Origin of the sequence: Actinoplanes sp. NBRC 101535 (assembly GCF_030269225.1) — a bacterium.
In the GTDB taxonomy this organism is placed as follows: Bacteria; Actinomycetota; Actinomycetes; order Mycobacteriales; family Micromonosporaceae; genus Actinoplanes; species Actinoplanes rectilineatus.
The window spans coordinates 262,071-285,205 of record NZ_BSSY01000004.1 but is presented as its reverse complement, the minus strand read 5'-3'; the positions used below and the strand labels follow the sequence as shown (position 1 = coordinate 285,205).

General features: G+C 73.1%; 23 protein-coding genes. 14 read left to right on the top strand and 9 right to left on the bottom strand.

Annotation, left to right across the window (positions count from 1 at the left end; genetic code table 11):
• Positions 1-43 precede the first annotated feature (43 nt).
• Positions 44-1,156: a glycosyltransferase gene (locus tag QSK32_RS13260; protein ID WP_285472048.1), complete on the bottom strand. Its 1,113-nt coding sequence runs from the start codon at positions 1,154-1,156 to the stop codon at positions 44-46.
• Between the two features lie 10 nt (positions 1,157-1,166).
• Positions 1,167-2,123, bottom strand: coding sequence for a zinc-binding dehydrogenase (locus QSK32_RS13255; RefSeq protein ID WP_045739953.1), 957 nt, complete (start codon positions 2,121-2,123; stop codon positions 1,167-1,169).
• A gap of 60 nt (positions 2,124-2,183) precedes the next feature.
• Between QSK32_RS13255 and QSK32_RS13250 the strand changes: the two genes are divergently transcribed.
• Both QSK32_RS13250 and QSK32_RS13245 read left to right on the top strand, forming a co-directional pair.
• Positions 2,184-2,801, top strand: a complete 618-nt coding sequence (locus QSK32_RS13250) for a TetR/AcrR family transcriptional regulator (protein WP_045739806.1) — start codon at positions 2,184-2,186, stop codon at positions 2,799-2,801.
• Entirely contained in the window at positions 2,798-4,774 is a 1,977-nt protein-coding gene (locus QSK32_RS13245; RefSeq protein ID WP_285472047.1) for a P-loop NTPase family protein, read from the top strand. Before QSK32_RS13250 ends, QSK32_RS13245 begins: the two co-directional genes overlap by 4 nt.
• Here QSK32_RS13245 and QSK32_RS13240 read toward each other — a convergent pair.
• Positions 4,674-5,690, bottom strand: a complete 1,017-nt coding sequence (locus tag QSK32_RS13240; RefSeq protein ID WP_285472046.1) for a hypothetical protein — start codon at positions 5,688-5,690, stop codon at positions 4,674-4,676. The two genes, QSK32_RS13245 and QSK32_RS13240, sit on opposite strands and share 101 nt — an antisense overlap.
• A 56-nt stretch (positions 5,691-5,746) precedes the next feature.
• Positions 5,747-6,367 (bottom strand): TetR/AcrR family transcriptional regulator, encoded by a 621-nt coding sequence (locus QSK32_RS13235; protein WP_045739809.1) that lies wholly within the window; start codon positions 6,365-6,367, stop codon positions 5,747-5,749.
• A 118-nt stretch (positions 6,368-6,485) separates the two neighbouring features.
• Between QSK32_RS13235 and QSK32_RS13230 the strand changes: the two genes are divergently transcribed.
• From QSK32_RS13230 to QSK32_RS13215, 4 genes are all read left to right on the top strand, one after another.
• Positions 6,486-7,265 (top strand): SDR family NAD(P)-dependent oxidoreductase, encoded by a 780-nt coding sequence (locus QSK32_RS13230; protein WP_285472045.1) that lies wholly within the window; start codon positions 6,486-6,488, stop codon positions 7,263-7,265.
• Positions 7,266-7,277: 12 nt separating this feature from the next.
• A complete protein-coding gene (locus QSK32_RS13225; RefSeq protein WP_285472044.1) occupies positions 7,278-7,706 on the top strand; it encodes a nitroreductase/quinone reductase family protein in 429 nt (142 codons plus the stop codon).
• A gap of 43 nt (positions 7,707-7,749) precedes the next feature.
• A complete protein-coding gene (locus QSK32_RS13220) occupies positions 7,750-8,541 on the top strand; it encodes a glucose 1-dehydrogenase (protein ID WP_045739812.1) in 792 nt (263 codons plus the stop codon).
• Between the two features lie 63 nt (positions 8,542-8,604).
• On the top strand, positions 8,605-9,558 hold the full coding sequence (locus QSK32_RS13215) for an alpha/beta hydrolase (RefSeq protein WP_285472043.1): 954 nt from the start codon (positions 8,605-8,607) through the stop codon (positions 9,556-9,558).
• Between the two features lie 6 nt (positions 9,559-9,564).
• On the opposite strand, the gene QSK32_RS13210 is transcribed toward QSK32_RS13215, so the two are convergent.
• A complete protein-coding gene (locus QSK32_RS13210; protein WP_045739814.1) occupies positions 9,565-11,496 on the bottom strand; it encodes an AfsR/SARP family transcriptional regulator in 1,932 nt (643 codons plus the stop codon).
• 21 nt (positions 11,497-11,517) lie between these two features.
• Positions 11,518-12,516, bottom strand: a complete 999-nt coding sequence (locus QSK32_RS13205; RefSeq protein WP_045739815.1) for an aldo/keto reductase — start codon at positions 12,514-12,516, stop codon at positions 11,518-11,520.
• A gap of 103 nt (positions 12,517-12,619) precedes the next feature.
• Here QSK32_RS13205 and QSK32_RS13200 point away from each other — a divergent pair, with 103 nt between their 5' ends.
• Together QSK32_RS13200 and QSK32_RS13195 are read left to right on the top strand one after the other, a co-directional pair.
• Positions 12,620-13,462, top strand: coding sequence for a helix-turn-helix transcriptional regulator (locus tag QSK32_RS13200; RefSeq protein ID WP_285472042.1), 843 nt, complete (start codon positions 12,620-12,622; stop codon positions 13,460-13,462).
• A gap of 67 nt (positions 13,463-13,529) precedes the next feature.
• The gene (locus QSK32_RS13195) at positions 13,530-13,973 is read left to right on the top strand and encodes an AAA family ATPase (protein WP_285472041.1); all 444 of its coding nucleotides are present in this window, start codon (positions 13,530-13,532) and stop codon (positions 13,971-13,973) included.
• Between the two features lie 2 nt (positions 13,974-13,975).
• Here the strand turns inward: QSK32_RS13195 and QSK32_RS13190 are convergent, their stop codons facing one another.
• Complete coding sequence (locus QSK32_RS13190) at positions 13,976-15,016, bottom strand: lysylphosphatidylglycerol synthase transmembrane domain-containing protein (protein WP_285472040.1); 1,041 nt, start codon at positions 15,014-15,016, stop codon at positions 13,976-13,978.
• Between QSK32_RS13190 and QSK32_RS45500 the strand changes: the two genes are divergently transcribed.
• The 5 genes from QSK32_RS45500 (at position 14,934) to QSK32_RS13165 (ending at position 18,891) form a co-directional block, all read left to right on the top strand.
• The gene (locus tag QSK32_RS45500) at positions 14,934-15,233 is read left to right on the top strand and encodes a sigma factor-like helix-turn-helix DNA-binding protein (protein WP_353050969.1); all 300 of its coding nucleotides are present in this window, start codon (positions 14,934-14,936) and stop codon (positions 15,231-15,233) included. The genes QSK32_RS13190 and QSK32_RS45500 overlap by 83 nt on opposite strands.
• Before the next feature lie 64 nt (positions 15,234-15,297).
• Positions 15,298-16,089 carry an alpha/beta hydrolase gene (locus QSK32_RS13180; protein ID WP_045739818.1) on the top strand — a complete coding sequence of 264 codons (792 nt, stop codon included), beginning with the start codon at positions 15,298-15,300 and terminating at the stop codon, positions 16,087-16,089.
• Complete coding sequence (locus tag QSK32_RS13175; RefSeq protein ID WP_052720076.1) at positions 16,086-17,048, top strand: alpha/beta fold hydrolase; 963 nt, start codon at positions 16,086-16,088, stop codon at positions 17,046-17,048. Before QSK32_RS13180 ends, QSK32_RS13175 begins: the two co-directional genes overlap by 4 nt.
• A 26-nt stretch (positions 17,049-17,074) precedes the next feature.
• A complete protein-coding gene (locus QSK32_RS13170; protein WP_285472038.1) occupies positions 17,075-17,863 on the top strand; it encodes an SDR family oxidoreductase in 789 nt (262 codons plus the stop codon).
• A 113-nt stretch (positions 17,864-17,976) separates the two neighbouring features.
• The gene (locus QSK32_RS13165) at positions 17,977-18,891 is read left to right on the top strand and encodes an AfsR/SARP family transcriptional regulator (RefSeq protein WP_285472037.1); all 915 of its coding nucleotides are present in this window, start codon (positions 17,977-17,979) and stop codon (positions 18,889-18,891) included.
• A gap of 112 nt (positions 18,892-19,003) precedes the next feature.
• Here the strand turns inward: QSK32_RS13165 and QSK32_RS13160 are convergent, their stop codons facing one another.
• Positions 19,004-20,884, bottom strand: coding sequence for an AfsR/SARP family transcriptional regulator (locus QSK32_RS13160; protein ID WP_052720078.1), 1,881 nt, complete (start codon positions 20,882-20,884; stop codon positions 19,004-19,006).
• 149 nt (positions 20,885-21,033) lie between these two features.
• Between QSK32_RS13160 and QSK32_RS13155 the strand changes: the two genes are divergently transcribed.
• A complete protein-coding gene (locus tag QSK32_RS13155) occupies positions 21,034-22,440 on the top strand; it encodes an FAD-binding oxidoreductase (RefSeq protein WP_285472036.1) in 1,407 nt (468 codons plus the stop codon).
• A 68-nt stretch (positions 22,441-22,508) separates the two neighbouring features.
• Here QSK32_RS13155 and QSK32_RS13150 read toward each other — a convergent pair whose 3' ends face one another.
• The gene (locus QSK32_RS13150) at positions 22,509-23,066 is read right to left on the bottom strand and encodes a MarR family winged helix-turn-helix transcriptional regulator (protein WP_285472035.1); all 558 of its coding nucleotides are present in this window, start codon (positions 23,064-23,066) and stop codon (positions 22,509-22,511) included.
• Between the last annotated feature and the right edge of the window lie 69 nt (positions 23,067-23,135).

Sequence of the window (23,135 nt, the reverse complement as noted above, 5' to 3'; positions counted from 1 at the left end):
ACGGGCGGCACGGCGGCGGACCGGTCCGCCGCCGTGCCGGGTCTCACGACGTCAGCCGGCGCAGGAGCGTGGTGAGGACGACGTCGGGGGAGTCCATGCCGGCGATCTCGGCGGCCACCGCGGCGGCCGCCGCCGGGGCCGATCCGGCCAGGATCTGTTCCACCGCGGCACCGGCCGCACCGGGCCGCGAGACGACGAGACCGGCGCCGCGTGCCGCCACCCGTTCGGCGTTGACGGGTTTGTCCAGGCCCATAGGGAGCAGCACCATCGGCAGCCCCGCGCTCAGGGTGGACAGCACGGTGCCGGCGCCCGCGGTCGTGACCACGAGGTCGCTCACCGCGAGGAGATCCTTCATGGGTACGAATCCCGCGCTGTGTACCTGGGGATCGGGCAGGTCCCGTTCCTCGAGCCCGTATCCGCTGTACGGCGCGACCAGGATGTCGACGTCGAGCGGTGTCAGCGAACTGACGACGAACTCGACGGCGTCGCGGTCCTCGACCACCGTTCCCATGGTCACGAGGACCACGGGCCGTTCGCCGCGGCCGCGGAACGCCGGTGGGTGCCACGAGTCGCCGGGAACGCTGTGCGGTTCCGGCCGGATCGGGATCCGGGTGACCGGGAACCTGTCGGTGGGACGCAGCAGGCTGTCCGGCCACGGGTCGAGATAGGCGACCGGCGGCGTGGGCTTCACCCCGTACCCCGGGAAGTGGTCGTTGATCGCCTGTTCGAAGGCGGTGGCGAGCGGGGCGGCCAGGGGCAGGGCCGACCCGTGCACGGCGAACGGGATGCCGCGTGCGGCGGCGACGAGTCGGCCGAGGAAGTCGACCATGTCGGCGACGACGAGGTCGGGACGGAACTGTTCGGCCGCGGCGAGGGCCTGCTCGGCTCCCAGGTTCAGCCGTGACGCGACGAAGAACTCGGTCGCGCCGCGGGCCATGTCCTGCAGGGCGTCCAGCGTGGTCCGGTGGGTGACGTCGGCGAGGGTGGTGGCCATGTCCGGGCCGGCGGGCAGCAGGTCCAGGTCCGGGGCGGCGCTGTGCATGCCGGGGTGGGTGAGCAGGGCGACCTGGTGCCCGGCGCGGGCGGCGGCCCGGGCGAGGGGCAACAGCGGCAGCAGGTGGCCGTGGGCGGGGACGCTGGAGAACAGGATGCGCATGACGTCGCTTTCAGAGAGCCAGGAGGGTTTTGCCGACGACTGCGCGGTTCTCCATCGCGGTGTGTGCCGCGGCCGCCTGGTCGAGCGGGAACCGCCGGCCGATGAGCGGGCGTAGCCGGCCCGCTGCGGTCAGGGCGAGCGCCTCGGTCGTGCGCCGGGTCTGTTCCTCGGGCGGTCCGAAGACGCCGCGCTGGACCCGGATGCCACGTTCGGCGGCGACCTCGTCGGTGATCTCCGGCCAGCCGGCGGCCGCGCTGAACCCGAAGCTGATCATGCGGCCGCCGGTGCCGAGCAGGGTGAAGGCGCTCTCGGCGACAGCGCCGCCGACGCCGTCGAGGACCACGTCGATGCCGCCGCCGCTCGACCGGACCGTCTGCGGCCAGTCGGGTTCGCGGTAGTCGACCGCGATGTCCGCGCCCAACTCCAGGGTCGCCTCCCGCTTGACGGCCGATCCGGCCGCGGCCACGACCTCGGCGCCGGCGGCATGAGCCAGCTGTACGAGCAGGGAACCGACGCCGCCGGCGGCCGCTTCGACCAGGACCCGTTCGCCGGTCCGGATCCCGGCCGCTTCCATGATCATGAGTGCGGTCCGGCCGTCGGCGAGCAGGGCGGCGGCGTCGTCGGTCGCGACTCCGTCCGGCACCTCGATCACGTGCCGGGCGTCGACGGCCACCCGCTCGGCATAGCCGCCGGCGCCGCCGGTGCCGGTCACCACCCGCCGGCCGACCAGGTGCCGTTCGGCGCTGGATCCGGCGGCGACCACCGTGCCGGCCACGCCGTTGCCCGGGATCATCGGGGGTTTCGGGAACGGCCCGAAGCCGGTGGCCCGGAACATCGTCTCGATCCAGGTGATCCCGGCGAAGTCCACCGCCACCAGCACCTGGCCCGGCTCGGCCACCGGATCGGGGGTGTCCTCGATCCGCAGCGTGTCCGGTGCTCCGAAATCTCTCAACCACACTGCACGCACGAGACTCTCCTTCATTGGATAGAGCTGACTCTGACGAAAACTAGCAGCTATGATCAACTGATGACACCTCGAGGACGACGAGCGGAATACGCGCAGCTCACCCGGCAGGCGATCCTGGACGCCGCCCGCGACCTGTTCGTGCGCAACGGATACTTCGAGACCCGCGTCGAGGAGATCGCCGCCGCCGCCCGGGTCGCGCCCGCCACCGTCTACGCCGTCGGGGGTGGCAAGAACGGGCTGCTCCGGACCCTGATCGAGGACGGCGCCACCGCCGCCGACGTCACGGCGATCGTCAGCCGGATCCAGGCCGTCACCGATCCGGGCGAGCTGGTCCGGTTCATCGTCCACGCCACCCGGATCACCTTCGAGCAGTGGTCCGGGCTGATGCGGCAGGTCGCCGCCGCAGCCCCCCGCGAGGCCGGCGTGCGGGAGAGCCAGGTCATCGCCCACGACAGCATGCGTGGCGGCTTCGCGCTGGTGGCCGCACGACTGGCCGCGATGGGCGCGCTGGGCGACGGGGTGGACGAGAAGCGGGCGACCGACATCCTGTGGCTGTACCTGTGCAACGCGGCGTACTTCATCCGCACCGACGATCTCGGCTGGCCCCTCGACGACTCGGAGAGCTGGCTCACCGGCACGCTGACCGCGGCCCTTCTCGCCCCCGGCGCCACCCGATGACCACGTTCGCTGAGCACGTCCAGACGGTCCGGGCGGAGAGTTTCGCCGGGCGGGCGGCCGAGATGCGGCTGTTCCGGACCGTGCTGACCCGCGATCCGGCCCTTCCGGCGGTCCTTCACGTGCATGGCCCCGGCGGCATCGGCAAGACCGCCCTTCTGCACCGGTACGCCTCCGTCGCCCGCGCCGCCGGGCGGCCGGTGACACTCCTCGATAATCCGGAGGACGTTCCCGTCGCCGTCGCCGCCGCGTCGGACGCCACCGGTCCGGTATTGCTGATCGACGCGGTCGACGCGGTCGACGCGACCGACCGAGGGGACAGCGTGTGGCGCCGGCTGCGGGACACCCACCTTCCCCGGCTCCCGGCCGGCGCCGTCGTGGTCGTGGCGGGCCGTCGTCCGCCGGATGCCGACTGGCTCTCCGATCCCGGCTGGTCCCGGATCTTCCACGCCGTCGCCCTCGCCCCCCTGGCCCCGGCCGAGGTCGAGTCCCTGCTGGACATGCACGGGCTGACCGGCGAGCGGCGTACGGCGGTGGCGGATCTCGGCTGTGGCAACCCGTTCGCCCTCAACCTGGCCGCCCGGATGCCGGCCGGCCGTGATCTGACCCGGGCCGTCCTGGCCCGTGTCGTCGGTGACATCCCCTCGGCCGCGCACCGCCGCGCCCTCGACGTCTGCGCCCACGCCTACGACACCACGGAGGAACTGCTGCGCGCGGCGATCCCGGACGCCGACGCGACGGCGCTGTTCGACTGGCTCTGCGACCGGCCGTTCATCCACAGCGGCGACGACGGCCTGTACCCCGCCGAGGTGGTCCGGCGGGCGCTCGGCGACGAGCTGCGCTGGCGCGACCCCGACACGTACCGGGCCACCCACGCGGCGGTGAAGGCACACCTGCTGCACCGTGCCCGGACCGCGTCCGACGACCGTCTTCTCGCCGCGATCCGGGACGTGACCTTCACCCAGCGTCTGCTGATGTCCCGGTCCTTCGTCTTCGACCGCGGTCACGACCTGCGCGAACACCCTTATCGCGCGTCGGACCGGGAGGCGGTGCTGGCCATCGCCCGCGCGACGGAGGGTTCCGGGTCCGCCGCCGTCGCCGCCTTCTGGCTGGACCACCGGCCCGACGCGGTCACGGTCTACCGGGCGGCCGGGGACGAGTCGCCCACGGCCTTCCTCATCAGGCCGCGGCTGACCACACCGACCGCGGCGGAACTGTCCGCGGACCCGGCCGTCGCGGCGGCCTGGCGCCATGTCCAGCACACCACGCCGCTGCGGCCCGGCGAGCACTTCGCCGTGATGCGGTTCGCCGTCGACGCCCGGCAGCCCTGGCGCCCCTCGGCGTCGATGGACCTCATGCAGATCCGGTGCGCGGCCGAGATGATCCGGGCACGCAACCTCGCCTGGCACTTCATCGTGGCGCCCACGTCCGGTTTCTGGGCCGAGGCGTTCACCGCGCACGGCTCGGGCACCGAGATCGCCGCGCTGACCATCGGCGGCCGGGACCTGACCGTGTACGCGGCCGACTGGCGGGTCCGGACATCCGACGACTGGCACTCCTGGACCGACGACCGGATGCTGTCGCGCCGTACGGTCGACGACGCCGGCCGGGAACAGCTCGTGGCACGCCCGACGCGGCTCGAGTTCGACACCGCACTCCGCGACGTGCTGCGGCACTGGCGCCGGCCCGACCTGCTCGCCGACAGCCCGCTGCTCCGGGGCCGGCCGGTGGCGGTGATCAAGGAGAACGTCGAGGGAGCGCTGGGTGTCCTCGCCGGCGACCCGCGTCACCACAAGTTCTCCCGCGCGGTCCGGGCGACGTACCTCATCGGCGTACCCACGCAGGAGGCCGCCGCCGAACGTCTGGGCCTGCCGTTCAGCACCTATCGCCGGCATCTGGGCCGTGGCCTCTCCGCGCTCGCCGACATCCTCTGGAAGCAGGAGATGTACGGCGTCGACCCCGCCGGGGCGTCGTGACCCGGACGATCGTCACCGCCGTCACCGTCCCGGCCGGCAGTCCGTCCCGGGGTGCGATCAGGAACCGGCGCCAGCCCAGGAATTCGCCGCTGCCCGTGTCGACGGCGATCTCCACCCGGTCGCCCCGGGCGTCCAGGGTGACCGCTGTGCCGTTGCGGCCGTCGCGCAGCACGACCGGCTGTGGGTCCATGCTCAGCCCCGGCAGGGTGGCGAGGGCCCGGTAGATGTCGGCGCGGCTGCGGGCGGCGATCCCGCTCTCCAGGGCGGCGGCCGCGTACAGCAGCGACTCCTGCTCGAGGCCGGCCGCGTCGAGCTCGGCGCCGTCGGCGACCACGTCCGCGTGCAGCCGGGCGACGAGCGCCGCGGGTTCCTCCGGCAGCCCGGCGAGGAAGACCGGCGTGGGGTCCTGCCACAGGCCGGGCCGGGTGCAGGGGTCCTGACCCGGCGTCGGGAAGTAGTCGCCGCAGACACCCTGCCAGTCGTTGATCACCACACCGGTGTCCGCGCCCCGGTCCGGTGCCCATCCCTCGTCCGGGGCGAGTTCGCGGGTGCGCCGGTGCCACGGTTCCTCCGGGTCCGCGGGGATCCGCTCCCGCACCAGGAAGTCGTGGCGGTCCACACCGGTTCCGCCGTCCTCGCTGGGGAAGACGTCGAGCTCGAACTGCCGGATCGTGACGAGCCGTGCCTCGCCGTGGTCCGGCGCGGACCGTTCCGCGGCCTCGGCGGCGGCGCGCAGGGCGGCGGCCGCGTCCGGCGGCGTCGCACCGCGACCGGCCACCTTGGTGGCGGTCATCAAGCTGAGGATCAGCGCGCCGGCCGCCGCTGCCGCCACGATCCGCCCTCGCCGCCGGGATGGCGGGGGTGGGGGCGGGGTCGCGGTGTCGAGGTCGATGGCGCCGTCAGGATGCGTGGACATGATGGCGAAGACGACCACGCGGCGGTGCTCATTCGGAATGCCATCGGATGCTCAGGTCAGACCTGGTACCGGGCGGCCATGGTGTGCACGGCCTCGTCCACGGCCCGGTCGATCGCGGCCCGGTCCGGCGCCCAGTGCGGGAGCAGCAGGCCGGGCCAGAAGACGAAGTTGGAGATCATGCCGAGGAACTGGGTGGCGGCCAGTTCGGTGTCCTCGACCTTCGCGGCACCGGCGGCGTGCACGGCGGCCAGGTACCGGCTGACGGTCTCGAAGTAGGGCATCTTGCCCCGGCTGAACTGGGCCTCGCCCAGTTCGGGGAAGCGGGGCAGCTCGGCGATGACGATGCGGAACAGCGCGGTCATGCCGGGGCGGGTGAGCAGCTCGACGTAGCGGTGACCGATCGCGGTCAGTCCGGCGGTCAGGTCGCCGGGCGGCGGTTCCGGGCTGTCGTCCTCCTCGACCTGCCAGGACTCGGTGACGATCGCGTCGAAGAGGGCCGCCTTCGTCGGGAACTGCTTGAAGAGCGTGGCCTTGGACACCCCGGCCCCCTCCGCGATCTTCGCCAGGGAGGTGCCGTCGTAGCCGGAGGCGAGAAAGAGGCTGGTCGCGGCTTCGAGGATGACGGCGCGTTTCTGCTGCGCCACCCGCTGGTGGTACGCCGAGGGTTCGGTGCTCATGGCCCCAGTATGCCGGAAGGCGAGGTGAGTCACTTGACTCGCCACCGTGTGCGGCGGTAGCTTCAAATGGCGAGGTGAGCCGGTTAGCTCACCATTCGGATTTCATCGGAAGGCCGCCATGACACGCTTCACCTCACACACCGTCCTGATCACCGGTGGCACCGGCGGCCTCGGCGAGAGTCACGTCCGCGCCTACCACGCCGAAGGCGCGAACGTCGTGATCGGCAGTTCCGCCCGCGGACTGAGCCGGGCCACCGCACTCGCCGCGGAACTCGGCGACCGGGCCCTCGCGGTCCGCCTCGACGTCACCGCCGAGCAGGACTGGACCGCAGCGGTCAGCGCCGCCGAGCAGACGTTCGGAAAGCTGACGATCCTGGTCAACAACGCCGGTGTGCAGAACGCGGCCACACCCGTCGAGGCGACCGACCCGGCGGTCTGGGAACGGACGTTCGCGGTCAACGTGACCGGCCAGTTCCTCGGCATCCGGGCCGTCACCCCGGCACTGCGCCGGGCCGGCGGCGGCTCCATCGTCACCATCGGCTCGACGATGGCGTACGGCGGCACCGCCCTCTACGCGTCCTACGTCGCGAGCAAATGGGCGCTCCGCGGCCTGACCCGCAGCGCCGCCCTCGAACTGGGCCGCGACGGCATCCGGGTCAACGCCATCCACCCCGGCGTCATCTCGACCAAGCTGATCCACGAACCGGCCGAGCCCGGCGGACAGCCGATCGCGGACTTCTACGACCCGGCGCCGTTCGCGATCCCCCGCCTGGGACAACCGGCCGACGTGACCGCGGCCCTGCTCTACCTCACCTCCGCCGAGGCGTCCTTCACCACCGGCACCGAACTCGTCCTGGACGGCGGCCTGCTGCTCGGCCCCGCCCTGCCGGCCGCCTGACCCGGGGCACCCATGCCGACGGACCAGGCCATCCGCGCGGCGCTGGCGCTGACCCCCGCGTCACCCACCCGCGCCCGCATCATCGACATCACCACCACCGGACGCCGCACCGGCCGCCCGCGACGGATCGAGATCTTCTTCTACCGCGTACACGGCCGTTACTACCTCAACAGCGGGCTCCTGTCCCCGCCGAGCTGGTACGCCAACCTGCGGGCCCACCCCGAGTTCGTCTTCCACCTCAAGAACGGTGTGCGGGCCGACCTGCGCGCCCACGCCCGCCCGGTCACCGACCCGCAGGAACGGCTGACGGTCTTCACCGCGGTGGTCGACGACCTCAACCAGCCGAGCAACCCGGGCACCATCGCCCAGCCCACGCACCTCGCCGACTGGCTCCGCACGAGCCGCCTCGTCGAAGTGACCTTCCCCGGCGGGCCGGCATGAGCCGCCCGGCCCGCCCCACGGCATCAGCGTGAAAGGAACCACCATGCAACGCTTCCTCGGAAAGACCATCCTGATCACCGGCGGCGCCGGCGGCATGGGCGCCTCGCATCTGCGCGGCTACCTCGCCGAGGGTGCGAACGTCGTGATCGGCGACATCCGTGACGACCGCGGCCGCGCGCTCGTCGCCGAGGCCGGCGACCGGGCCCACTACGTCCACCTGGACGTCACCTCCGCCGCCGACTGGCAGAACGCCGTCACCGAGACCGAGAACCGGTTCGGGCCGATCTCGGTGCTGGTCAACAACGCCGGCATCCTCAGCCGGTCCGCGCCGATCGAGCAGAGCGATCCGGAGAACTTCCGCCACGTCGTGGACGTCAACCTCACCGGACCGTACCTGGGTATCCGGGCGGCCGTCCCGTCCCTGCGCCGGGCCGGCGGCGGCGTGATCATCAATATCGCCTCGACCTCGGCGAACGTCGGCACGGCACTCATCGCCGCCTACGTCTCCAGCAAGTGGGCGCTCCGCGGGCTGACCCGCTCGGCCGCCATGGAACTCGGCCGCGACGACATCCGGGTCAACTCCATCCACCCCGGCGTCGTGAACACCCCGCTGATCACCGAACCCCTGCACCCCGGCGCGCAGCCGGTCAGCGACTACTACTCGCCCGACGCCTTCGCCATCAAGCGGCTCGCCGAACCGCAGGACATCACCCGTCTGCTCCTGTTCCTCAGCTCCGACGAGGCGTCCTTCGTCACCGGCTCGGAGTTCGTCGCGGACGGCGGCATGCTGCTCGGCCCGGCCCTGGCCGCCGGACAGACCCAGAACCAGAGCTGACCCTCCGCTGCGAAAGGCCCCGGGCCGTCGTCCGGGGCCTTTCCCGTCCCGTCAGGAAGAGAAATGCCGTTTCACCTGCACCCCCGGATCAGCACCCTCATCGCCGCGGGCGCCGGACCGTCCGGATCACCGGGATTCGCCGGCCTCCGGCGCGGAGACCCCGCCGGACTGCGTGCCGTCCTCGACCACGGCCTGGCCCAGATGAGCGCACTGCCGCCCACCCCCGGCGTCACCGCCCGGACCTACCGGACCACCGCCGAGGACGGGACCCCGCTCCGGCTGCGCTGGTACACCCGCGACGGAACCACACCCGGTTCCGCGGTCGTCCACCTGCACGGCGGCGGCATGATCGCCGGCAGCGCCGATCTGTACGAGCCGCTCGTGCGCACGTATGTCGCGTGGACCGGGGTCCCGTTCCTCGCGGTCGACTACCGCCTCGCCCCGGGCGCGGCCGTCGGCGTCCCGGCCGGCGACGCCTTCGCCGGGCTGCGCTGGGCGCGGGCGAACGCCGGTGACCTCGGCATCGACCCGGCCCGGATCGCGGTGATGGGTGACAGCGCCGGCGGCGGCGTCGCCGCGGCCACCGCGATCCTCGCCCGCAACGCCGGCATACCGATCGCCCGGCAGATCCTGATCTATCCGATGCTCGACGACCGCAACCTGATCCCGAACCGGCACCTCACCGCCGAGCCGACGATCTTCTCGTACGACTTCAACTTCACCGCCTGGCGCGCGGTCCTCGGCGACATCCACGGCACCGACGCCGTACCCGCGATCGCCGCCCCGGCCCGCAACACCGACTTCGCCGATCTCGCACCCGCCTACATCGAAGTCGGTGAACTGGACATCTTCCGCGACGAGGACGTCGACTACGCCCGCCGGTTGTGGGCCGCCGGCGTCTCCACCGAACTGCACGTCCACCCCGGGCTGCCGCACGCCTTCGACGTTCTGCTCATCGGCGACGAGGCCGGCGAACGCCACAAGACCGAACGCGTCCGGGTGCTGCACGACCTCTGAGCAGGGTCACGGTGTGTCGCGGCCGGCGAGCAGGGCGGCGTCCAGCGCGGCCAGGTGACCGGCGACCGGTCCCAGGCTCAGCAGGCCGCTGGCCGCCCCGGCCCACTCGGCGGCCGCCGGGGCCAGGGCCCGCCGGGCGCGCGACATCGCCGGCCGGTCACCGGCGGTGATCGCGGCCCGGCCGAGCAGCGCCCACATCGCCTCGGCCAGCAGATCCGCGGGCGGGCCGGGCACCTCGGCGAGCACGGCCCCACCCGGGTCGAGCAGGGGACGGACCCACGGCTCGAACGGACCCCACTGCGATCCGGCCGGCGGCAGGTCCCGCCGCATCCGGAGGCCGAGCAGGGCCAGCGGCAGGAGACCGTCGTGCATGCCGGGCATTCCCGCGGTCGCCAGGCGGGCCGCCGCCGCACGGTAGAGCTCCTCCGCCCGCTCCACCGGCACCTGCTCGGCGACGTCGGCCCGCAGCGCCCGGTACCACTGGGTGAAGACGCGGGCGAGGGGACGGTCGTGCCGGTCGGCGAGGGTGTCGGCGGCGTGCGCGTGCTGGTCGGCGGCGTCGAAGTCGACGACCGCGCAGCTCGCCTGCAACCGGATCAGGTGCCCGAGCAGTTCCAGGCCGGCCATGCCGTGCCGGGTGGCCAGACCGACCAGCTCGGCGCCGATCGCGTCACGCCCGGCCGACCCGCCGGTGCGATGGCAGCTCTGCATGAAGACGGCGTTGAGGGCGAACCCGAGCAGCGCCGGGTCGTCCAGTTCCCGGGCGATGGCCTCGGCCTGCCGGGCACAGTCACGGGGCCGGGCGTCGTGAGAGCCCCGGGACTCGACGCCGATGGTGGCGAGCAGCCGGGCCCGGGCCGGCAGGTGACCGGTGCCGGGCAGGGCGGCGAGAGCCCGCTCCGCGGCGGCGACGATACCCGCGGCCTGGGCGGGATCGTCGGAACGGGTCCAGATCGCGGGCACGTCGTAGGCGCCGATCACCCGGGCGGTCAGCTCCGGGTCGCCGAGCTCCTCGGCCGCGGCGACCGCCGCCGCCCGCTGCTCCCGGGCCACCTCGAGGCCGTCCGGGCCGGTGACGGCGAGGTTGCGCAGCAGCCCGACCGCCGACTCCAGCCGCACCCGGGAACCCCCGGCCTCCAGCGCCGCCGACGCCCGGCTCCACACCGCCGCCGCCGGATCCTCCAGCCGCGCTTCCTGGCGCAGGATGTCGGTCTCCAGCCGGCGCAGCGCCGGTCCCGGTTCCACCCCGAGCTGACCGTCGAGCAACTCCCGCGCCCGTCGCAGCACGGCCAGCGCGTCACCCTGCCGCCCCGAGCGGTACAGGGCCAGCGCCAGCAGCCGCCACCCCGACTCCCGCCACGGATGCGCGGTGACATGCTCGTCCAGGTCCGGCACCGCCTCGGCGGCCCGGCCCACCCCGAGACACGCCTCCGCGCGACGTTCGACCGCCTGCGACCTGAGCTCGGCGAGACGGGACCGGTCCGCGACCGGCCAGGCCGTTTCCAGGAAGTCGGCGTACGCGGGACCGCGCCACCAGGAGAGCGCCTCGTCGAGCACCGCCAGCGCGGTGACGTCCGGTGCCGTGGCGGCCCGTCCCACGGCGTGCTCGAACCGCCAGGCGTCCACCGAGTCGGGGGCGGCTCTCAGCGCGTACCCCGAAGCCTGGGTGACCAGCAACGTGGCCGGCGCCCTGGCGGGTCTTCCGGGTTCGAGCGCGCGGCGCAGCGCCGCGACGAAGGTGCGGACCGCGGCCACCGCCCCGTCCGGCGGCGACACCCACAGGTCGTCGACGAGAACGGTCACCGGCACGATCCGGCCGCGGGCCACGATCAGGCGGCCCAGCACCGCGCGGTGCATCGGCCCCTTCACGTCGAGCGGCCCGTGCGCGTCCTCGGCGGTGACCGGCCCGAGAACGCCGAACCGAATCTCCCCACCCACGCCGTCACGCTACCCGCGGTGCTAGTTGCCCGCGCCGAGGGAACCCATCATCGCGGTGGGGTAGCGGTCGCCCCGGGCCGCGCCCGCGGGAACGGCCTTCTCGATCTCGGCCAGGTCGTCGGCGGTCAGCGTCAGGTCCAGGGCCGGCAGCGCCTCGGACAGCCGCTCGCGGGTGCGGGCACCCACCAGCGGGACGACGTCGGCGCCCTGGGCGGCCACCCACGCGATGGCCAGCTGGGCCACCGTGGCGCCCTTGGCGTCGGCGACCCGGCGCAGGGCCTCGACCAGGGACAGGTTGTGGTCGACGTTCTCGGCCGAGAACCGCGGGGTCATCCCGCGGAAGTCGCCCTCCCGGCCGCTGCCGGCCGCGTTCCAGTGGCCGGAGATCAAACCACGGCTGAGGACACCGTACGCGGTCAGCCCGATCCCCAGTTCGCGCAGCGTGGGCAGGATGTCCTGCTCGACCGCGCGGGAGATCAGCGAGTACTCGATCTGCAGGTCGGACACCGGGTGCACGGCGTTGGCCCGGCGGATGGTCGCCGCGTCGACCTCGGAGAGCCCGACGTGCCGGACGAAACCGGCGTCGATCATCTCCTTGATCGCGCCGACCGTGTCCTCGATCGGGACCGACGGGTCGAGGCGCGCGGGACGGTAGATGTCGATGTAGTCGGTGCCGAGCCGGTTCAGCGAGTACGCCAGGAAGTTCCTGACCGCCGCGGGACGCCCGTCGTTGCCACCCCACGAGTCGTCGGGGCCGCGCAGCGCGCCGAACTTCACGCTCAGCACGTAGCTGTCCCGGGGCCGGCCGCGCAGCGCCTCGGCGAGCAGCAGTTCGTTGTGGCCCATGCCGTAGAAGTCGCCGGTGTCGATCAGTGTGACGCCGGCGTCCAGCGCCGCGTGCACCGTGGCGATGCTCTCCTCGCGTTCGGAGGCGCCGTAGACGCCGTGCGACATGCCCATCGCGCCCAGGCCGAGCGCTGAGACGACAGGACCGGTGGTGCCCAGGTTTCGTTTCCGCATGGATCCCACCCTGTGCCGGTCGCCGGGGATGCGGGAGAGGAGCGCTTATCGTAGGAGTGCCGCTCCCTGGAAAGCCGTCCGGTCGGGAGGCACAGTGGGATGCATGCAGAGTGACGAGCTGGCCGACTTTCTGCGCCGCCGCCGGGAGGCGATCAGGCCGGCCGAGGTGGGCCTGGCCGAAGGGCCCCGCCGGCGTACGGCCGGGCTGCGCCGTGAAGAGGTGGCGATGCTCGCCGGCATGTCGTCCGACTATGTGGTACGCCTCGAGCAGGGCCGCAGCAGCCAGCCGTCCACGCAGATGCTGGCGGCGCTGAGCCGTGCGCTGCGGCTCTCCGACGACGAACGTGACCACCTGTTCCACCTGGCCGGTCACCAGCCGGTGCCCGCCGACGGCACTGCCCGGCTGGCCCGCGCCGGCCTGCTGCGCATGCTCGACCTGCTCGTCGGCACGCCCGCGCTGGTGGTGTCCGACCTGGGGGAGACCCTGGCGCAGAACCGGGCGGCGCTGCTGCTGGTGGGGGAGCAGACGGCGTACACGGGTGCCCGGCGCTTCCACGTGTACCGCTGGTTCACCGACCCGCGGGTGCCCGAGAACCACCCGCCCGAGGAGCGCGCGCACCTGGCCCGCGCGATCGTGTCGGACCTGCGGGCGGTCGCCGGGCGGCGGCACGACGACCCCACTCTGGTACGCCTGATCGCGGCGCTGACCGTCGAGAGCGAGGGGTTTCGCACGTTGTGGGCCGAGCACGAGGTCGGCGTCCGCCGGGCCGACCGCAAGACGTTCGTCCACCCGCGGGTGGGGCCGGTGCAGATGAACTGCGAAACCCTGGTCACGCCGGATCAGCGGCAGCTGCTGCTGGTGCTCACCCCGGCCGACGCCGCCGCCCGCGAACGCCTCGACCTGCTGAACGTGATCGGCCTCCAGGAGTTCCCGGCCGGCGTGTAGGGCATCGAAGATCTCCCCTACATGTTGCGGAGAATAAAGTCTGCAATCGCGGAAGTAAACCCTGCAGATGCGGAAAAATGATGGCCTCTCCGGCATGGATGGGGCTCTTTCCGGCATCGCTCAACGGCAGCTCACAGGGGTTTTGAGCAGGAGGTTGGCGGAGGAGCCCGCGATCGTTCTCAACGGTCCTCGGACGGTGGGCAAGAGCACCCTGCTTCACGAGCTGGCAGACCGGTCGCAGCAGCCGGTCATCGACTGTGACGATCCGGCGACGAGAGCGGCGGTCCGGGCCGATCCCGGGCGCTTCGCCAGTGGCCCGGGCCCGGTTCTGATCGATGAATACCAGCATGTCCCCGAGCTTCTGGACGTCATCAAGGCAGGGCTCAATCGCGACCTCAGCCCGGGACGGTTCGTCCTGGCCGGTTCGACGCGATATGAGACGGTTCCGCAGGCGGGCCAGGACGGCACCACGGTCGTGCCGCTCGACGCCCTCTGGACGAACCGCTCCTGATCTCAGGAGTCGCGCTGGCGGCGGCGCATGACGAGCCAGGTGATCCAGCCGGCGCCGATGATGAAACCGAAACTGATGATGCGGTAGAGCACGACGGCGGCGATCGCGGTCGCCATGCTGGTGCCGCCGGCCACCAGGCCCAGGATCAGGGCGTTGTCGATGATGCCGAGGCCGCCGGGGACCAGGGTGACGGTGCCGGCCGCCATGCCGGCGCAGAAGGCGAGCAGCACCTGCGTGGCGCTGACCGGCTGGTCGGTGACGGCGTGCAGGCACATCCACAGGCACGCGGCGTCCAGGCCCCAGTTCAGCACCGCGAAGACGGCGGCCATGGCGCCGCGCCCGGCGGTCAGGCGGGCCGAGCCGAGCTGGCCGACGAAGGCGCGGACGTGGTCGAGGCCCTGCCCGGCGGGCCGGCCGCGCAGCCGGTTGACCCGGGCCAGCACCGCCCCGGCGGGGGCGTCGACGATCTCGGGGCGACGGGTGACCTGCCGGATGCCGATCATTATCAGCGCGATGACGGCGACCAGGCCGGCGATGCTGAACCACTGTGGGTCGCCGTCGGAGGCCACCGCCCCGGCCGCGGTGACGACGGCGAGGGCGGTGGTGGACAGGATGCCGGACAGCGCGATGCACCAGGAGGCGACCGCCGGTGTGGCCCCGAACCGGCGCAGCTGCTGGTAGTTGAACTTGGCGGAGAACGCGGGACCGCCGGGCAGCGTCTCGTTGAGGGAGTGCGCGGCGTACGCGAGAGCGAGGTTGCGGTGCACCGGAACCCGCAGGCCGGCGGAGAGCAGCAGGGACTGCTGCATGCGGGCGTAGGCGCCCATGGCGATCAGTTCGGCGGCGAGCGCCGCGGCGAGCCAGCCGGCGTGCGGGGCGCGGAGCTGCGACATCGCGGAGACCAGCGACGGCCAGCCGAGCACGAGCTCGACGGCGAACAGGACGACGATCGCGGTGACCATGGTGTGCCGCAGCCACGGACGGGTCCGGCGCGGTGCGGCGGTGTCCGGGCCGTCGTCGTCGAGGTTCCGTTCGATGATCACGGTTGGTACTGCCCGGCCGGGGACGAAGTCACGCATGGGAGCGGCGCTCAGCCGATGTCGCGGGTCCGAGACCCGGGAGACCGCGGACGCGCTCGGCATCCCGGAGGGCACGGTCAAGTCCCGGGCCCACTACGCGCTGCGGACGCTGCGCCGCCACGCCGAGCCGCCCCGGCGTCCACACAGCTCACCCACTCTTTGCCCACAGGGGTCTTCCTAGCCTGAGCCCGGTCGGCCGCCGCCGCGACGCGACGGCGGCCGCGGACAGAGGGAAGGAACCCACAGTGCCCACACCCGTCATCTTCATCCACGGCCTATGGCTGCATGCCAGCTCCTGGCAGCCCTGGGCCGACCTGTTCACCGAACGCGGCTACCAGACGATCGCACCCGGCTGGCCCGGTGACGCCGAGACCGTCGCGCAGACCCGGTCCCACCCGGAGGCGCTGGCCGGGCACGGCATCGACGACGTCGTCGAGCACTACGCCCAGATCATCGGCGGGCTCGCCGAGAAGCCGATCCTGATCGGCCACTCGTTCGGCGGCATGATCGCCCAGAAACTGCTCGGACTGGACCTCGGCGTCGCCGCGGTGGGCATCGACGCCGCGCAGATCAAGGGCGTACTGCCGCTGCCGCTGTCCGCCCTGCGCTCGGGCCTGCCGGTGCTGGGCAACCCGGCGAACAAGAACCGCAGCGTGTCGCTGACCGCCGAGCAGTTCCGGTACGCCTTCGGCAACGCGATCAGCGAGCAGGAGTCCCAGGAGCTGTACGACCGGTGGTCGATCCCGGCCCCCGGCAAGCCGCTCTTCGAGGCAGCGGCCGCCAACTTCAACCCGCACTCGCCGGCCAAGGTCGACACCGCGAACGAGTCGCGGGGTCCGCTGCTGCTGATCGCCGGCGGCAAGGACCACACCGTCCCGGAGACGGTCGTGCGGGCCACCCTCAAGCAGTACCGGCACTCGCACGCGGTCACCGACATCGTCGATTTCCCGGACCGGGCCCACTCGCTGACCATCGACGCCGGCTGGCGTGAGGTCGCCGAGCGGACCCTCGCCTGGCTGAAGGAGCAGGGCCTGTGAATCTCACCGCCAGGGGGCTGGCCGCGCTGCTCGTCGCCGCCGTCGCCCTCGCGATCGGTTCGAGCGGCAGCGCCGCGCAGAGCCGGGACGTCGCCGCCGACCGGGTGCCGGCCGGTTTCACCGAGCAGAAGGTCCGGGTCGGCGACGTCGGCATCAACTACGTGCGCGGCGGCCGGGGCCCGGTGCTGGTGCTGCTGCACGGCTACCCGGAGACCTGGTACGAGTGGCACGACATCCTGCCGGCGCTGTCCCGCCACTACACCGTCATCGCCCCCGACCTGCGCGGCGCCGGCAAGAGTGACGCCCCGGCCGGCGGTTACGACAAGAAGACGATGGCCGCCGACATCCACGGCCTGCTCACCCGGCTCGGCCTCAACCGGGACGTCCGGCTGGTCGGCCACGACATCGGCACGATGGTCGCCTACGCGTACGCCGCGGCGCACCCGACCGAGGTGAAGAAGCTGGTGCTCAGCGAGGCACCGATCCCGGACGAGAGCCTCTACTCGTTCCCGGCCCTGACCGCCGACGGCCCCGGCCCGTGGCAGTTCGGGTTCTTCCTGCTCACCAACGGCCTGCCCGAGCAGACCGTGAACGGGCGCGAGGAGCAGTGGGTGCAGGGCTTCACCGACCACCTCGAGGTGGTCGAGGACGGCGTGGACGCCACCGACGTGCGGGTCTTCGCCGGTTACCTCAAGGACGACGCGCACCTGCGGGCCAGTTTCGAGTGGTTCCGGGCCTTCCCCCGGGACATCGCCGACAACAAGATCAACCAGAAGCGCAAGCTGCGGATGCCGGTCCTGGCGATCGGTGCCGACCACAGCCTCAAGGACGTGGTCGGCAAGCAGGCGGCGGAGTACGCCACCGACGTCACCCCCGCGCTGATCACCGGATCCGGTCACTGGATCTACGAGGAGCACCCGGAGGAGATGACCGAGCGCCTCCTCGACTTTCTGCGCTGAGACCGGACCGATCAGAAGGAGTCGTCGTGGATCCGCTTCTCTCCGGTAAGACCGCCCTGGTCACCGGCGCCAGCCGCGGTATCGGGCTGGCCATCGTCCGGGCCCTGGCCGGCGAGGGGGTGACGGTGGTGGCGGTGTCCCGTTCGGCCTCCGCCGAGCTCACCGCCCTCGCCGGGTCCGGGTCCGTCCACCCGGTCACCGCCGATCTCGGCACCGCCGAGGGTGCGGTCACCGCCGTCGAGCAGGGCGCCGCTCTGCTCGGCGGCCGGCTGGACATCCTGGTCAACAACGTCGGCGGGGTGCGTCCCCGGGTCGGCGGGTTCCTGTCGGTCACCGACGAGGACTGGCTCGGCGCGTTGACCATCAACTTCCTTTCCGCGGTACGGGTGACGCGCGCGGCCCTGCCGTTGCTGTTGCAGCAGGGTGGCGCGATCGTCACGATCGGCTCGGTGAACGCGGCGCTGCCCGACCCTCTGGTGATCGACTACAGCGCCGCGAAGGCGGCCCTGGCCAACTTCTCCAAGGCGCTGTCGAAGGAGGTCGGGCCGCGCGGGGTACGGGTCAACACGATCAGCCCCGGGCCGGTCGAGACGGACCTGTGGCTGGGGTCCGGTGGCATGGCCGAGACGGTCGGCGGCGCCCGGGACGCCTCGCCGGAGGAGATCGTCAAGGGTGCGGTCAGCGGCACCGTCTCCGGTCGTTTCACCCGGCCGGACGAGGTCGCCGACCTGGTCCTGCTGCTGGCCGGTGGCCGCGCCATGAACGTCACCGGCACCGACGTCGTCATCGACGGCGGCCTGATCACCACCCTGTGAGGGCGCGGATTAAGTCGCCGGTGGACACCCGCGTGTCCGTGACGTAGTCACCGTACGGATGCCCCTCGCGATCGCACGCCGCAGAGTCGACGGTGATCGTGAGGGGTGGATCCATGAAGACAGAACGACCGGTGTGGTTCAGCGTGCTGGGACCGGTGCAGGCGTGGCGGGACGGCCGGGAGATCGACCTGGGCGCGCCCCAGCAGCGGGCCCTGCTGGCGCTGCTGCTGGTGAACGCGGGACGGCCGGTGAGCCTGGCGGACATCGTCGACGCGATGTGGGGCGAGTGCCCACCGGACAGCGCCGTCAACTCCGTGCACCGCAACATCGGCACGCTGCGCCGGATCCTGGAACCCGGCCTGGCGGTCCGTGATGTCGGCCGGTGGCTGGTGCGCTCGGCCGGCGGATACCGGATGGACGTGGACGCCGGCACCCTCGACCTGCTGCGGTTCCGCGTGCTCGCCGACCGGGCCCGGCAGGAGGAGCCCTGGGCGGCGGCCCGCCTGTTGGCCGAGGCTCTGCTGCTGTGGCGCGGCGGGATGGACGTGGAGTGGTCCCGGCACGCGGTCAGCGTGGCCCTGGACCGGGAATACCTCGCCACCGCCCGGTGTGCCGCCGACGCCGCGCTCGCCGGGGACGCCGCCGACGAGGTGCTGCCGGCACTGGAGCAGGCCGCCCGGCGCGGACTGCTCGACGAGGCGTTGCAGGCCCGGCTGGTGCTGCTGCTGGCCGCCGCCGGCCGGCAGGCGGACGCGCTGGAGGCGTTCGGCAGGGTCCGGGAACGGCTCTCCGAGGATCTGGGCATCAGCCCGGGGCCGGAGCTGGTCGCGGCCCGCGACGCGGTGCTGCGCCGGCACGGTGCCCCGGAACGGTCGCCGGCCGCCGGTTCCGTTCTGCGGCCGGCCCATCCGCAGTGCTGCTGTTCCTGCCGCGGTGCGGGGCACACCCGGTGGGCGACGGCCCGGCCCGTCTCCTCCGGGACGCCGGCCTGGTCCGTCCCCGCCTGGCCGGCGCCCGCGGGCCGGTGAGTACCGGACCGCCGCCGCGGATCAGGTGCTGACGACGGCCCGGCGTCACGCCTGCCGGGCCGTCACACGGCGCGCCGGGCCGGGCCGTCACACAGCGGGCAGGGCCGGGCCGTCACACGGCGCGCAGGGCCGGGCGCCGCGCGGGCACCTGGTGCCGGTCGCCGAGCCGGGCCACCACCGCGTCGCGGTACTCGGGGGTGTGCGCGGCGATGGCCTTACGCCGGGCGAACCAGCGCACGATGCTCAGGTAGCGGTAGTGCTGATAGCCGGCCGGCTCGATCAGGTGCGCGTCGACGAGCACCTCCAGCATGCGTTCCGCCTCGGTCGCCGGCAGGTCCAGCAGCCGGGCCGCCCCGTCGACGGTGGCCTCGTCGCCGTCCGGGAGAGCGACCAGGCCGAACGCCACCGCGCTGAGCGGGTCGACGGCGCGCAACGCCGCCAGGTCCCGCTCGAACGGCGCCTCCACCCGGATGCAGTCCTCGTGCACCGCCACCGGCTGGCGCATCTCCACCCGCAGCCGCTCACCGATCGCCGCGATCGGCCAGTCCGGCCGGTCCGCCAGCCGTTCGGCGCCGAGCCGGACCGCCAGCGGCAGGTGCGAGCAGGCCTCCGCGAACCGCAGCGCCGCCGCGGTCTCCGCGTCCACCCGGTCCCGGCCGGTCACCTGGCGGAACAGCTCCAGCGACTCCTCCGGGCCGAACACCGGCATCCGGAACCAGCGGGTCACCGGCAGGTCCGGGATGCGCCGGCTGCCGGTCAGGATGACGGCGCTGCCCCGGTCGGCGGGCAGCAACGGCCGGACCTGCTCGGCACTCTGCACGTGGTCGAGCAGCACCAGCACCCGGCGCCCGCACGAGACGCTGCGCCACAGGGCGGCCCGCTCGGCGACCTGGCGGGGGATCGCCGCGTCCGCGACCCCGAACGCGCGCAGGAACCGGGCCAGCACCGTGCCGACCTCCACCGGGTTGCCGGCTGTGCCGCGCAGGTCGGCGTACACCTGCCCGTCCGGGAACGCCGGCCGGATCTGGCGGGCCACGTGGACGGCCAGGGTGCTGCTGCCCATCCCGCCGAGGCCGGTCAGGCCTGCCACCGGCGTGCTGGTCCCGTCGGCGAGCAGCAGCGCGGTCAGCCGGTCGACGAGGTCCGCCCGGCCGACGAAGTCCCGGATCCCGATCGGGAGCTGCTCGGGCGCCGTCGCGACGGGCGGCACCGGGGCCGGGGCGGCGGGCGGGGCGGGCACCGGCGGGGTGGCCGGCTCGCCGTCCAGGATCCGCTTGTAGACCTGGCGCAGCCCGGAACCCGGATCGAGCCCCAGCTCGTCGGCGAGCAGCGTGGCGATCCGCTGGTACTGCTCGATCGCGGCCGCCTGCCGGCCGGTCCGGTACAACCCGAGCATCAGCAGCCCGCGCAGGCCCTCGTCGAGCGGGTGCTGATCGACCAGCTCACTCAGTTCGGTCACCGCCGCGCCGACCAGCGGCGAGTCGACGTCGAGCCGCAGCCGGTCCTCCCGGGCGGCCTGGCGCTCCCGTTCCAGCCGGGTCCGCTGGGCGTCGGCGTACGCGCCCGGGATGTCGGCCAGCGCCGGTCCCTGCCACAGTGCGTCCGCCTCGCGCAGCGACCGTGCCGCGGTGGTGTGCTCGCCGGCCGCGGTCGCCGCGCGGGCCCGTGCCAGCGCGGCGCCGAAGTCCGCCAGGTCGAGCGTCGCGGACTCCAGGCGCAGCAGGTAGCCGCCGCCCCCGGTGACGATGACGCCGTCGCCGAGGGCCTGCCGCAACCGGGAGATGTAGGTCCGGACGGTGACCGCACTGGTCCGCGGCGGGTCGTCGCCCCAGACCGCGTCGATCAGGGCGTCCCGGGTGGCGTGCCGGCCCTCCCGCAGCACCAGGGTGGTCAGCACCGCGCGCTGCTGCGGGGTGCCCAGGTCGAGTTCGGCACCGCCCCGCCAGGCACGCACCGGCCCGAGTACCGAGATCCGAAGTTCGTGCCCGGTCATCACGTCAACCCTCTTTCGCTGCTCACCGAACCGTCGAGCGCGTGATCTGCGCGTCTACGTTTCACCAACTCTTCGTCCACCGCGCCACCGGCCCAATGGTGAGGCCGGTGCACCACCGGCGTCACCACTGTCGAGAAGGGCCGTTCCTCGTGAGCGCAACAGCCTCCCCCGAAATTCCGTCCGCGGCGGCCGTCGCCGCCCTGCGGGACGCCGTCACCGGCCCCGTCCTCGTCGCCGGGGACGCGGACCACCCGGCGGAACTCGCCACCTACAACCTCACGGTCGTGCACACCCCGGCGGTCGTGGTCGGTGCCGCCACCGTGGCCGACGTCCAGGCGGCCGTCCGGTTCGCCACCACCCACGGTCTGCCGGTCGCCGTGCTCGGCGCCGGGCACGGCAGCTCGGTCTCCTCGGCCGGCGCGGTGCTGATCACCACCCGGCGTCTGGCCGGTCTCACCGTCGACGAGGAGACCCGGACCGCCCGGGTCGAAGCCGGCGTGCGCTGGGCCGAGTTCATCGAACAGGCCCAGAAGGCCGGCCTGGCCGCTCTGAACGGCTCGTCGCCGACGGTGACCGTGGTCGGCTACACGCTCGGCGGCGGCCTCGGGCCGTTCGGCCGCAAGCACGGGTACGCCGCCGACCACGTCACCGCGCTGGACGTGGTGACCGCCGACGGGGAGCTGCGGCACGTGACCGCGGACAGCGAACCGGACCTGTTCTGGGCGCTGCGCGGCGGCAAGGGCAACTTCGGTGTCGTCGTCGCGATCGAGTTCACGCTCTTCCCGATGCAGGCGTTCTACGGCGGCGGCATCTTCTTCCCCGGCGAACTGGCCGGCGACGTGCTGCACCTGTTCCGCGAGTGGACCAGGGACGTCCCCGAGGAGATGTCCGCCTCGGTGGGCCTGCTGCACCTCCCGGCGGCGCCGTTCGTGCCCGAGCCGCTGCGGGACCGGCTCGTGGCGCACCTGCGCATCGCCTACCTGGGCAGCCCGTCCGAGGGGGCGTTGATGGTCGCGCCGTTCCGGGAGCTGGGCACGCCGATCCTCGACACGGTCGGGCCGATGCCCTACGCGGCGGTCGCCTCGGTGCACAACGACCCGGTCGATCCCCTTCCGCTGTACGAGCACGGGGCGCTGCTGCGGGAGCTTCCGGCGGAGGCGGTCGACACGATCCTGCGGTTCGCCGGCCCGGGGGCGCCGTCGCCGCTGGTCCTGGCCGAGATCCGGCACATGGGCGGCGCGCTCAGCCGCCCGCCGGCGGTCCCGAACGCGGTCGGCAACCGGGACGAGACGCTCTACAACGTCTTCCTGGTCGCGGCGGGCGGGCCGCCGGACGCCGCCGCGCTGCACGCGTACGAGCAGGAGCTGATCGACGCGCTGGCGCCGTGGTCGACCGGCCGCCGCTACCTGAACTTCATGTTCGGTGGCGAGACCGATCCGCAGACGGTCGCCCTGGCGTACGCGCCGGAGTCCTTCGAGCGCCTCACGAAGATCAAGCAGCGGTTCGACCCGGCCAACGTGTTCCGGATCAACCACAACATCCCGCCCGCGGCCTGACCGTGGGCGGCGGGTCCCGCACGATGCCGCGGGACCCGCCGGGCACAGGGCACGAGCCGGCATCAGAATCAGTCCTTCGCGTCGGCGATCGTCCGGAGCGCCGCCACGAACGCGGCCCGCCCGGACGGATCCAGCGGCTGCAGCAGATCGCACTCCGCCCGCCGGATCTCGTGATCAAGACCGGTCACGACGTCGAGGCCGCGCGCCGTCAGCACCGGTTTGCGGGCCCGCCGGTCACCCGGCCGGGTCTCCCGGCGCAGCAGGCCGGACTTCTCCAGCGCGTCGATGCGGTGGGTCAGCACGGCGGGGTGCACGTCGATGCGGCGGCCCAGATCGGCGAGGGTGCGGTGGTCGTCGCCGGCCATCGCCCGCAGGATCTCGTAACCGTGCCGGCCGCCGGGCAGCGACCCGAACAGCTCCCGGACATCGGCGAGGTACCGCTGCAGCACCATGCGCAGCGCCACCCCGAGGTCCTCGACGGGTCCGGGGTGCGGCGACGTCCGGGACGGGTACGGCACGCTGGCGCCTTTCTGCGCGGGGACGGTGCGCTCATCCTCCTCGCCCGGGTGTGGACGAACTGTTGGCGATCCGTTGACGGCCGCCGCTGCCGGATCCGCGGACGTCACCAGCCCAGAGTGGCCGCGGCATGTGGACGATTCGTCAACGCGGTGTTCCGCCGGGGTTGCCCGTCGTCG